This window comes from Enterococcus hulanensis, from assembly GCF_005405485.1.
In the GTDB taxonomy this organism is placed as follows: domain Bacteria; phylum Bacillota; class Bacilli; order Lactobacillales; family Enterococcaceae; genus Enterococcus_A; species Enterococcus_A hulanensis.
Window position 1 is genome coordinate 61,860 of record NZ_BJED01000008.1, and the last position, 12,222, is coordinate 74,081.

Sequence of the window (12,222 nt, forward strand, 5' to 3'; positions counted from 1 at the left end):
CCTCCTTGAAAGTGATATTTGTCAGTCTAAAATTTCTGTTTCAATTTAAGTATACGTTTCTTGAACGCTTCGAAATTTGTAAATCATTAAAAGTAATAAAGTTTTATACCGCTTCTAACTTGTTGCATCTATAGGTTTAAGCTTTTATTTCCAACCGCTATTGTATCACAACTATCTTTTTTTGCGATGTCTCGCTTCTATTTTTTATGCAGAATCTGATTTTCTTACTGCTGTTTATGTACGTAAAAACAGTCACAAAAGTTTTTGATCAGGCTTTTGTGACTGCTCTGCTTTTTAAATTAGAAAGTAAAACGTGAATCTTCTTTAAATTTTTTTCGTGATGGATTCCCTTCGCATCGATAAATCTGCTTATTTCTTAAATCATAAATCGAGGACCAAACTGTATCTTTTCCCGTTTTGCGATCATACTGACATAAAAATCCATAACCGCCGCCTAATAATTTTTGCCCTTCAGATAAGCTCATATTTTGATAGTGCGTCGATAAATACTGTTCCAATGTTTGATAGCGCTCCTCTGCAAACCAATCGTCATCCACTGTTATTTTTTGGTCCAGCATCTCTGGCAAATGAAAGCTATTTGTTGCACAACAATATCCTTTTTCCGTTAGAGAATGATGAACCAGCTGATCATTCGTAAACTCAACTACACAAGCTTCTCCAGTAGTATCTGCCAGCACTAGTGTCCCAGCAGTACACCGTGGAATGGTCTCTAGCAGGGCCAAAGCCTCTTCCACACTCCGACATTTTTCTAACAGCATTCGTAAAATCATACCAACGTTCATTCCCGGCTTAATGCTGTCAGGAAAAACGGACGTAAGAGCGATCGCCAATCCCCATTGATTGATCCCATCTTCCATTTCCACAAAAGCTGTTGTATTACCAGAAAAAGAATAGGAATCAGTTTCTTTAAATGTATACAAACAGTTCATATACAATTTCTCGATAGCCGTTAGAAAGTCGCTATTGCGGCCGAGCAAAAAGGTTTGTTCGTTTTTAACAATAAAACTAGAACAATTCGTTACTCTGACAAGAGCATACATAGAAAAAAGGACAGGATACAACGAGGCTGGTTCGATTGATTGACCAGCGGCTATCCCTTTGATTTCATCAATAACCTCTGGGAAAAATTCTTTATAATAGGGGAGACAATTCTCTGAGAATTCTTCCATTTCCTTAGTAATTTCAAACGGAATATTGTCTAGCAAATTTTTATTATTCTTTTTCAAAAGCTCTCCCCACTTTTTTCCTATTTCATAGTGAGTGCCTTTAAATCTTGCATGATACATATTTTTATCTCCTTTATATTTGTTAGGAGTCGACTTCCTATCTCAAGATTACCCTAATAAAAATTTAACTTCAATTGAATAAAATGAGAACAGTTTTCATTTTTTATTTTGCTCAAAAAAAAGATGGAGCAATCCATCTTTTACGAAATAATTTTAATGTGGGTCAGTGGGTAATATACAGCCTGAGCCTTACCTAAAATATCTTTACTCTGAACCGTGCCGAATGATCGGCTGTCTTTAGAGATTCGCCGATTATCTCCTAATACGAAATACTCATTTTTCGGCAGTTGTCGTTCACCAAGCAGCTCTTCCAGTTGGAAATCCGTCGTATAGGGAGAAACTTGATGATCATGATTTCGGTTGTTGGTAAGAAAAGATTCTGAAACTTTCTCGCCGTTAATATAAAGTTGATCCTTGTCATAGCGAACCTCGTCGCCTGGCAGCCCAATTACACGTTTAATATAGATTGTTCCATCAGGTTGTTGAAAAACGATCACATCAAAACGCTTAACCTTGCTGAATTTTTCCATCAGAATCATATCTCCTTGAGTCAGCGTTTGGTCCATTGAATTACCAGTTACAGGAACTGGAATCAATAGAAATCCGCGAACGATCACTCCTACAAAGAGGGAGATTATAAAATATTTGACACCTAACCATAAATGGTTTTTCGTAAATAAATCTTTCAACTCGTCCCCTCCCTGTAACAAAAAGCACCTGAATAAAACTCTGTTACTTATTTTTGAGCGTTTCAATAGCTTTAGCATAGGCGACATCATTAGATTTGACAAGTTCGAATACTTTTTCTTGCAAAGCATCGATCGTTTTATCATCCAACGCACCGGTTGCCGATAGGTTGTTTTCGGTTTGAATCTCCGCTACAGCATCTCTTGTAGCTTCATTAAAGGAATCGCCATCGGTGGGATAGCCCAAGGCCTTTAACATCGTATTGATGTTTTCAATCGCATCGCCAGAATCGCCGATACGCCAATTAGACTGCTTCGAAATCGGTGGAAGCTTTGCGTATTCGGGATAATCCGCTTCGATGGTCGGCGCAACACCTTTTCCTTCTACTGAGGTCCCATCCGGCGCAAACCATTTCATGATTGTTAACTGAACATAATTGTCTTTTCCAATCTGACTGAGACTCTGCACACTGCCTTTGCCAAAGGTATTTACTCCAATAATGGGATAATTTTTACTCTTAACTGCAGCTGCTAGCAGTTCGGCACCATAAGAACTTTCTTGATCAACCAAAAAAACAGTTGGTTCTTTGACTTTGAAACCTTGGTCAATCTTTTTTCCCGCTTTATCAATCGAAATGACTTTTTTGTTATTTGAAAATTGAGCGATGGTGTCCCCGTTTTCGAGAAAATAGCTCGCTACGCGTTCCGCCTCTGCCATTAATCCACCCGAATTTTGCCGTAAATCAATAACAAAAGATTTCGCACCTTCTTTACGTAATTGCTCAATAATCGTTCGAAATTCTAATGCTGTGGTTTCGCGAAAATTATCAATTTGAATGGAGCCGATCGACTTATCGTTTCTATCAAGATTTCCTTTGACTGTGTCTTCTGGTACGACATCTCTTTCAATTGATACTTCAAATTTTTCATCATTCCGTTGGATCAATAGTTTGACTTGTGTGCCTTTTTTCCCCCGAATCATGCTCGACACTTGATCTAATGACTTATCCTGTGTCTTCTTACCATCTACTTCCAGAATAATATCCTCAGCCTTCAGCTTCGCCTTTTCAGCGGGAGAATTTTTGACAGGCACACGATCGATCACAGGCAGGCGATTTTCAAGTTGTAGGTTAGCTCCGATTCCTTCAAAGCTACCAGCTACTTTCGCATTTAATTCTTTCGTTTCCTTTGCTGTTAAAAATTCAGATTCAGGGTCTTGCAAGGATTCGGTCATTCCCTTAAGAGCTCCTTGAATCAACTGCTCTTTATCAACTTTATCGACATAATTTGTGCTGATCAGATCGTACAGATCTTGGACATCGTCTAGATCATTTCTAGTGATTTTAACAACCGAGTCATTGTCCATCGCTTGTTTTTGTTCAATAAAATGAGTTACTACCGCAGTGATAACAATAGTACATACAATCGATATTAAAAAAATCGATACTGGTAACGTTTTTTTCTGCAAGGCGCATTTTCCTTTCACCCTTTTTTTCATGATAGCACGCTAGAAAAAAAAGGAAAAGCCTTCCACAACTTTTCCTTCTTAATTATTTATTGTTTTCTTGATATTTATCCCAAACTTGATCAAAAAGATCCATCGAGTCTAAATAATCGACACTTAACTCCAAGTAGTCAGTAATCTCATGATAATCCTCCGATTGTTTTGGAAACATGATATCTTTTGCAACTGCTCCGGCAAAAGCTTCGACAGGATCATTGGGTCGATGTCCACGCTGTGTCAAGATATAATGATAAAAGCTTCTTCTCACTTATTTCACCTCGATGATTACTAATGATTCTGATCAATCGTTCGACTTCTTTTCTTTTGGTAAATACAAACTGAATTGAATATCATCACCGACAAGATCAATGTGGTTTGCTTTGATAAACATGCCGTTATTCAATTTGAACTCATTTAATTTCAAAACAATTGTTTGCTCTTCTGCATCGATAGCTACCCATTTAGGAAATTTGTATCCGCGCTTAACGGTTGCCATCACTTGGCTCACGGGTAAATTCAAAGAACCAATCGACAAATCACGGGCTTTTAATTGAACATTGCCATTATCCATAACATATGGGTCAAAGTAAAGATAAAAGTCGACTTTTGCACCTAGAATTTTAAATTCACCTTTTAGCATAGCTTGGTTTTCTAAATAGAATTCGTATTTGACGTCTGATCCCTTTTGCAAATCATTCAAAAAATATTCCATCACAGTATTCAATTTTTTCTTATTTGTATTCATCGATAAAACAGGTGAACCTTTGGGTACTGTTGTTTCACTGCTTGGTGGCAGATTTGTTTCTCGTGCGGTAAATATTCTAACCGTTGAGAAAATAATACCGCCTAAAATGATGCCGATCAAAATCAGAAAAGCAATTTTCCAACCATTGATTTTCTTCTTCGTTTCTTCCATTAATTGCTCTCCTTTATTAACCATAAATCCTTCGTATCAACTATTTTTTCTCGAATAGCCGTAGCCATCAATTGGTAGCCTAAGTTATTCGGATGGAAATTGTCCTCATCATAAAGTGCATTATTTTTAACCTCAGAGCTTGAGCTTTCAGTCGTTTCCTCAGTATCTTTGGTTGCGATCCCTTTGTATAATAAATCGTTCACAGGAACAAAAAAGCAATTCGCTGTTTCCTTTGTCAAACTTTCAGTCTCATCGTTCCAATTGTCTACAACTGTCTGCATCGCCTTGATATCTGGAAAGTTCAAGTAATACGGATTATAAATGCCGACTACGTAAATCGGCGCTTTAGGATTTAATTCTCGCATTTCAGTTAAAATATCGCTGACTTGCGTACCATATTTTTTGATTGAACGGTCAAATTGCTTAGCGGTTTTAGCATTGAGATTCTTTTGAAATGCTTGGAAGAGATCGTTTCCTCCCACCGTCATCGTAATAATGTCCGCACTGGCTAAACTGTTTCGCAAATCAGAATCTTTTTTTACGCGCTTTAAGATTTGATCACTGCGTTCACCAGAAACGCCATAGTTATCTTTCTCAACAGAAGACAACTCAAAATTTTGTTGTAAAGCATCCGCTACTAAAGGCACATAGCCTCCACGTTTAGTTTCATCACCGACTCCTTCAGTCAGTGAATCTCCCACTGCAACAAAGTGAACCGATTTTTTATAGTTCTGGCTTTCATCCTTCACAACATGAATTCGCGAGTCTGCTTTAGGAATTGTCAAGAAAAGGATGAGTAAGGTAGCCACAGCTGCTGCTAATGGAATCAATATCGTTGAAAATCGTTTCATTCATCTACTCCTTTTGTAAAAAAACGCCTCTATTGCTAGAGGCAGGTACAACTAATCTGTGTAATACATGATTGCAAAGGCCCCAGGTCCCGTATGTGTAGCAACAATTGGGTTGGTATGCAAAACTGGAATGTGCATATCAGGGAACATTTCCTGCAGTGCTTGTTTAGCCTCATCAATAAAATCCAGTTTACCCGCATAGGATATTCCAATTTGCTTCACATTGACTTTTGCAAGTTCATCCATAAACGATGCAAACCATTTACTAAACGTTTTTTTACCGCGGCCTTTTGTTATCGGCAGCAGCTCGCCATTTTCAAGTTCCATGACAACACGCATATTAAGTACACTGGAAATGACTCCTGCTACTCGGCTAATACGCCCGCCCTTTACAAGGTTATCAAGTGAAGAGATACCGATGAATAACTTGCTATGGTTCTTTACTTGTTCAACGCCTGCTAAAACCTCATCCAGCGTAGCGCCTGTCTGAGCTAATTTAGCAGCCTCGATTACTTGAAAGGCTTGCGATTGGTCGATAAAGCCACAATCAATGACTGTTACATTGCTGCTGCTTAAAAATGTAGCTTGTCGCGCAGCTTCAGCGGTACCGCTTAATGTATGAGACATGTGGATGGAAACGATTGAACTGCCATCTTTTCCTAGCTCATCATAGAGTTCTGCAAAATAGCCAATCGGCGGTTGACTCGTTTTAGGCAGGTTTTTGGCCTGCGCCATCATCTCCATGAATCGCTCCCCAGTCAACTCATCATCATCTGGATAAACCACGTCATCAATCATCACTGATAACGGGATTACAGTAATATTTAATTCATCTCGTACAGATTTTTCAATCGTGCAAGAAGAGTCGGTTACAATCTTAACATTTGGCATTATGATCCTTCTTTCCATACCTAGTTTCAAATTAATTTCAGTATATCAAACCTCATGAAATAAATCATTGTTGAAACTATTTCTTTACAAATCTTGAAAAAACCGTATCACTAGCTCTCGGCTCTTTCATAAGTTTCAAAATAATAACGATAAGGATTTTTTTCGTCTTTTGGTCCTTGTTTTCGCTCTGTCAGCTGCCACTTATTCCAAGATACCTCAGGAAAATAGGCATCCCCTTCAAAACAATCTTCGATAAAAGTTCGATAGATTTTTTCACAGTAGGGCATAAATTCTGTATAAATAGCAGAACCTCCAGCAATAAAGGTCTTTCCTTTATTCGCTTGATCATAGGCAAGAACTTCGTCTAATGAATGCATCACCATTACATTTTCAGCTTGATAATCCTTATCCCTAGTCAAAACGATCGTTTGACGGTTCGGCAATGGTCGGCCACCCATTCCCTCAAACGTTTTACGGCCCATCACTAAGGTGTGATTGATCGTGGTTTCTTTAAAAAAGCGTAGATCATTTGGCAGATGCCATGGTAAGCGATTGTTCTTACCAATCAAACCATTTTTATCCTGCGCCCAAATCGCGATCAGCATAATATTCCTCCTATTTATATAGTATTTATTATTGCTCTTTTAATAAACAGATTAATTTTCTTCCACTATTTCACTTAGATACTCCCAACGGGCCATCTTTTCTTCTAAGGATTGTTCAGTTTGATCTATTTCTTTTTGAAGATCCTGCAGCTTAGTGAAATCATCGCCTTGATGATTCATGGTTTCTGTTAGTTCCTCTATTTTATTTTCCAGCAAGGCAATATCGTCCTCTATCGTTTCCCATTCTTTTTGCTCATTATAGGAAAGCTTTTTCTTGCGTTCTTTGGGTTGCGATTGTGGCTTCATTTTAACAGCTTTTTCTTCCTTATTTGTTGTTTGCTGTTCCAAGTAATCCATAATCGAACCAAAATAAGAAACGATTTTGCCGTTGCCTTCAAAGATCAACAGTTTTTCTGCAACTTTATCTAAGAAATAACGATCATGAGAAACTGTAATCACTGCTCCCGAAAAATCGTGCAAGTAATCTTCCAGAACGGTTAAGGTTGCAATATCTAAATCATTGGTCGGTTCATCTAACAACAAGACATTCGGCTGTTGAATTAATAACTTCAATAAATAGAGACGTCTTTTCTCACCACCGGATAATTTTCCAATCAACGTGCCATGCATAAAACGAGGAAAAAGAAATCGTTCTAGTATTTCAGCTACACTGATCTGAGAACCATCTCGTTGTTTTACCTCTTCGGCTGCTTCCTGTAAATAAGCAATCATCCGCTTATTGGGATCTAATGTTTCATTTTGCTGGGTATAATAGGCCAAACGAACTGTCTCACCGACCTCAATTACTCCATTATCTAGTGGGGTTCGCTCAGCTAAAATATTGAGCAAAGTTGATTTTCCAGCTCCATTTTTACCAGTGATCCCTAGACGTTCATTTGTTTGAATCAAAAGGTCAAAATGATCCAGAAGCGTTTTTCCTTCAATTGAATAAGAAGCTTCTTTTAATTCTAAAACTTTTTTGCCTAAACGAGTTGTTGCAATGTTCATTTCAAGCTGACCATCAGTTTTAACTTGATGTAAATTTTCTTTTAAATCTTCAAATCGATTGATCCTTGCTTGTTGTTTGGTCGTTCGTGCCTTAGCACCCGCTCGCATCCAAGCCAATTCCTGTTTGAATAGTTGCTTTCTTTTGCCCTCTTGTTCAACAGAAATGCGATCACGTTCTGCCTTTTCTATTAGGTAAGCTTCGTAATTCCCTTGATACTCATACAGTTTGCCAAAAGACAGCTCAAAAATACGATTCGCTACATGATCTAAAAAATAGCGGTCATGAGTGACCATCAAAAGTGAACCAGTATAGTTTTTTAAATAGCTCTCTAACCACTGGATTGCATCGTAATCCAAATGGTTAGTTGGTTCGTCTAATAATAATAGATCAGGTGCATCAATCAGAACTTGCGCCAATGCCACTCGTTTTATCTGCCCACCGGAAAGTTCGCTGATTTTTTTGTCTAAGGTATCGATACCTAACTTATTCAAGATTGCCTTGGCTTCACTATCAGCTGTCTAAGCGTCTTGCTTATTCATCGCTTCTTCTGCTAACGTAAATTTTCGTTGGGTATCTGCATTATTATCAACCGATAATTCCAGCAAGACTTTTTCGTATTCACGGACTGTCTGCATTAATGGATTGTTTCCTTGAAAAACAGCATCCAAAACCAATGTTTCATCAGAAAAATTTTGCTCCTGTGATAAATAGCCGATTCGGTAATCACTGGCCTTTTCAATCGCCGAAACATCGCCGTCGCCGCTATCTTTACCAGCTAAAATAGTTAATAGACTGGATTTTCCTGTTCCGTTGACCCCGATCAAACCAATTCGATCCTTTTCATGAATCAAAAAAGAGATGCGGTCAAATAATGTTTTATCACCAAAGGTCTTATATAACTCTGTAACTTTTAATTCTTTCATCTCTGAACCATCCTCAAATTTCTCTCCGTTATTGTAACAAAAAAAAGCCATAAAGGAAATTTTTCCCTTACAGCTTTCTTACTATTTAAATTTATAGGCTTTTATTCTTTGCAGCTTACCAGTTGAAGCCTTTAAATTCGCCAAAGTGATGGGCATGACCTGAACAATTACCATGTGATCCACCAAATCCATGAGGCCCGTGTCCGTGATGAGGTCGTGGACCATCAAAACCCCTTCCGCCGCCAAAAAATTCTTCGGAATCATCTTCTCCTAATTGATTTTTTAATGTGTCATTTATTTTTTCAACTAAGCGTGACCATTCTGCTTTTTCTTCTTCACTAAAATCCGCAAATAATTCTTCACCAAAGTCTGGCGTTTCAGAAATTTTTTCTGCTTCTTCTTTGCCAAGTTCCGTCAGACGAATAATCATGATACGACGATCTTCCTCGGATGCTTCTCGAGTGATAAATTCTTTGTCTTCAAGTTTTTGTAATAATTCTCCAACAGATTGCGGCCGCATTCCTAAAACAAAAGTTAAATCCTTTTGACTGATTTCAGGATTCATTTTTAATAAGGCTAAAACGCGTCCTTGCCCTCGATGTGGTCCAAACCCTTGATTTTTTGCCATTTGACGATGGTAATAGCGACGTAAATTATGTTGCAGCTTCATAAATTGTTCATTCATTTGATTCTCCATGATAGATCTCTCCTTTTTTGTTCAGGTACCTTATATTTATATAATACAGGTACCTGAAGATTAATCCAAGTCTTTCACACTAATTATTCAGGTGCCTTAACATTTTTTTTAAATTTCATCATCTACGATACTCTCATTGATGATATATCTATACACAATTTTCAACCTCATTGAGGTTAAAAAAAGACAAGCACCCATTTAAGCAGGATGCTTGTCAATTAATCAATTAAAATTGTTCTCCATAAACGTCATCAACATTTTGGTTTGGATCAATGACGATATATAAACTCTTGGTCTTTTCTGAAACTTTTGTCGATTGATAGACATTATCTAAGCCTTCGTTATCTTTGTCCTTGTAAGGGAAGTAGACTGAATCAGGATGTCCCGCACGGTAAATTATTTCCATGCGTTCGATGTCTTCGAACTTGCGTGCCCGTTCGAACATACCAAGCTCTAATCCGCCTAAATTGATATCCGTCGTTTGAACATGATCGCCCTCTTGATAAATCTCAATCTTGAAGCCGGCACATGGATGTATTTCTACAAACTCACTGCCATGAATTCTTCCAAAACTTGTCGTAATTTGTTTAATCCACAAATCGCCAATGTAACGACGATCGATTGTCCATGTTTCGCCATTACGAAAATAGAATTTTAACGCTGTCATTTCTCTTGCCATTCTGCATTCTCCTCACTACTGATCTAAATTCAAGTTTAGCATACCTTGAGTAAACGGTCACATGTTGTGCTCTTACTTCAATTTTTTTAGAAAAGCTGCAGTTTCGACGATCACTCTTTGATGAAAAGCTTCACCAATTAATTGCTCCTTATCAAAGGCTTTGATGGAAAAAGAAATTTTATTCTTAACCACCTCTTCGATTTGCGCTTCGATTTTTACCTCTGAGCCCACGGCTGTTGGAGCCAAATGCTTCAATTCCATCTTGAAACCAACACTGGTGTGCTCGGCGGAAAGCTCGGGTGCGATTAAAAGTTTCGCACAATTCTCCATCATCGCAACTAATGCTGGTGTAGCCAAAACTTCTAAATCACCAGATCCCATTTGCAAGGCTGTTTGATTCTCCGTTACTCGATATAGTTTTGTTAATCTTTTCATGACATCTCCTTTTCCAGAAAAATCGCTGCGAAGCTTAATAATGCTTGCTTCTCATTTTTCAATTTTCCTTCGACTACTTCTTGTTCTAAAGCATTTAACGTCATACTGATCCATGATCCCCGAGGATAATCAAAATGATCCATGACTTCGTTGCCCTTCACTGCCAATTCTTTCAAAGATTTAATCGGTAGATATTGATAAAGCAGCCGGATCTTTGCTAAATTCGGTTCACGATCGAAATAGTAAAGCAAGTATTCAACTGAAAGTGCTAGCTCTCTGCCCAACTGATATAAAGTCCAGTTATCCCATTCGTATTTAAGGCGAAATTGCAGTGCAGGCACCATTTCGGTAACTTCGCGAATCAATTGATTCGAACATTTCCACTCCTTCATAAAATGACGAATATTCGTAATATTCATATCCAACATCGTCATTAATAACGTCCAGGCCTGTCGTTCAGTAGGAATCGCCGGCCCGCGAAGTTCTGAGAAGTTTAACAACGCTTCACCGTAATTCCTTAAACCAGGGCAATAAACGTAGCATTCAGATTCCACAAAGGAACACAGCCCTGCCTCACGAAAAGAACCCATCATCAATTTAACAAACTCCACATTGATCCGTTCTACAGAAATTTTTGCTAATAAAGAATGATATTCTTGGATTGCCTCAAAGGTATCCGGCTCTAAAGTAAAACCTAGATGACTGACAAATCGCAGCGCCCGCATCATCCGTAGGGCATCCTCATGAAAACGTTCGTAAGGATTCCCCACCGCTCGCAATACTTTATTTCGCAGATCGTCTAAGCCGTCAAAAAGATCGATCACAGTACCGTCAATCCCGACCGCTAAAGCATTAATCGTAAAGTCGCGTCGTTTCAAATCCTCTTTAAGGGAGCGGACGAATTCTACATGGTCAGGTCGACGATAGTCTTGATAAGTCGACTCTGTTCGAAAAGTCGTGACTTCATATGTCGCCTCTTTTGTGATTACCATTACAGTTCCATGATCGATCCCTACATCGATTGTGCGATGGAACAGTTCCTTCACCTCTGCCGGAAAAGCACTTGTTGCAATATCTACATCGTGAATCGGCTTATTTAAAAGAATATCGCGGACACTGCCGCCAACATAGTAGGCTTCATAACCCGCGCTCTGTAGTTTGCGTAAGATCGGCATCGCACCTTGAAACTCGAGCGGAAAAGCTTCTAATTTCATTTAATATCACCTTCTGTCAGACCATCTTTACGCTCAAATCGAAAGCGATCACGTTGATTAAACTTCTCCATATTATGGTTAAAGACTTCTGTCAAATCAATTCCTAGTGAATTTGCCATGATAATCGTAACAAATAAAACATCTCCCAATTCTTCTTCAACCGAATTTGGTTTTTCTGAAGCTTTTTTTGCTTTTTCACCATAATAATGGTTGACCTCCCGAGCCAACTCACCGACCTCTTCTGTTAAACGGGCCATTTGTCCTAATGGAGAAAAATAACCAGTTTTGAATTGTTGTATATAATCATCAACTTCTTGTTGCATGATTTTCATTGTCTTTTCATTCATTAAACCACCTCAAACCTATCTTATCAAAAAACAGATTTGTTTCCTATCATGTTGTTGTAAGTAACTGAAATTCATGCTATGTTGGTTGAGGACTAATTTTTGACTTGATCAATATCAATCCAAATTTTCTATTTTACTCGTTTCATTCAATTAAAATC

At 38.2% G+C, this 12,222-nt stretch carries 13 protein-coding genes and 1 pseudogene; all 14 read right to left on the reverse strand.

Annotation, left to right across the window (positions count from 1 at the left end; translation table 11 throughout):
* Positions 1-299: 299 nt before the first annotated feature.
* The gene (locus FFR60_RS10245; RefSeq protein ID WP_137664078.1) at positions 300-1,307 is read right to left on the reverse strand and encodes a C45 family autoproteolytic acyltransferase/hydrolase; all 1,008 of its coding nucleotides are present in this window, start codon (positions 1,305-1,307) and stop codon (positions 300-302) included.
* 140 nt (positions 1,308-1,447) lie between these two features.
* On the reverse strand, positions 1,448-1,996 hold the full coding sequence (gene lepB, locus FFR60_RS10250) for a signal peptidase I (RefSeq protein ID WP_137664079.1): 549 nt from the start codon (positions 1,994-1,996) through the stop codon (positions 1,448-1,450).
* 43 nt (positions 1,997-2,039) lie between these two features.
* The gene (locus FFR60_RS10255) at positions 2,040-3,461 is read right to left on the reverse strand and encodes a S41 family peptidase (RefSeq protein ID WP_137664080.1); all 1,422 of its coding nucleotides are present in this window, start codon (positions 3,459-3,461) and stop codon (positions 2,040-2,042) included.
* An 82-nt stretch (positions 3,462-3,543) separates the two neighbouring features.
* Positions 3,544-3,765 (reverse strand): YozE family protein, encoded by a 222-nt coding sequence (locus tag FFR60_RS10260; protein WP_137664081.1) that lies wholly within the window; start codon positions 3,763-3,765, stop codon positions 3,544-3,546.
* Positions 3,766-3,798: 33 nt separating this feature from the next.
* The gene (locus FFR60_RS10265) at positions 3,799-4,413 is read right to left on the reverse strand and encodes a YpmS family protein (RefSeq protein ID WP_137664082.1); all 615 of its coding nucleotides are present in this window, start codon (positions 4,411-4,413) and stop codon (positions 3,799-3,801) included.
* Entirely contained in the window at positions 4,413-5,264 is an 852-nt protein-coding gene (locus tag FFR60_RS10270; protein WP_137664083.1) for an SGNH/GDSL hydrolase family protein, read from the reverse strand. Before FFR60_RS10270 ends, FFR60_RS10265 begins: the two co-directional genes overlap by 1 nt.
* Positions 5,265-5,315: 51 nt before the next feature.
* Entirely contained in the window at positions 5,316-6,155 is an 840-nt protein-coding gene (locus FFR60_RS10275; RefSeq protein WP_137664084.1) for a DegV family protein, read from the reverse strand.
* Positions 6,156-6,265: 110 nt separating this feature from the next.
* Complete coding sequence (locus FFR60_RS10280) at positions 6,266-6,760, reverse strand: dihydrofolate reductase (protein ID WP_137664085.1); 495 nt, start codon at positions 6,758-6,760, stop codon at positions 6,266-6,268.
* Positions 6,761-6,811: 51 nt separating this feature from the next.
* Positions 6,812-8,692: pseudogene (locus tag FFR60_RS10285) on the reverse strand (ABC-F family ATP-binding cassette domain-containing protein).
* A 115-nt stretch (positions 8,693-8,807) separates the two neighbouring features.
* The gene (locus FFR60_RS10290) at positions 8,808-9,389 is read right to left on the reverse strand and encodes a MarR family winged helix-turn-helix transcriptional regulator (protein ID WP_137664086.1); all 582 of its coding nucleotides are present in this window, start codon (positions 9,387-9,389) and stop codon (positions 8,808-8,810) included.
* Between the two features lie 226 nt (positions 9,390-9,615).
* Positions 9,616-10,068 (reverse strand): hypothetical protein, encoded by a 453-nt coding sequence (locus tag FFR60_RS10295; RefSeq protein WP_088932377.1) that lies wholly within the window; start codon positions 10,066-10,068, stop codon positions 9,616-9,618.
* A gap of 72 nt (positions 10,069-10,140) precedes the next feature.
* On the reverse strand, positions 10,141-10,503 hold the full coding sequence (locus tag FFR60_RS10300; protein ID WP_137664087.1) for a thioesterase family protein: 363 nt from the start codon (positions 10,501-10,503) through the stop codon (positions 10,141-10,143).
* The gene (locus FFR60_RS10305; RefSeq protein WP_137664088.1) at positions 10,500-11,717 is read right to left on the reverse strand and encodes a CCA tRNA nucleotidyltransferase; all 1,218 of its coding nucleotides are present in this window, start codon (positions 11,715-11,717) and stop codon (positions 10,500-10,502) included. Before FFR60_RS10305 ends, FFR60_RS10300 begins: the two co-directional genes overlap by 4 nt.
* On the reverse strand, positions 11,714-12,064 hold the full coding sequence (locus FFR60_RS10310; RefSeq protein WP_088932374.1) for a nucleotide pyrophosphohydrolase: 351 nt from the start codon (positions 12,062-12,064) through the stop codon (positions 11,714-11,716). The genes FFR60_RS10305 and FFR60_RS10310 overlap by 4 nt, the downstream gene beginning before the upstream one ends.
* Between the last annotated feature and the right edge of the window lie 158 nt (positions 12,065-12,222).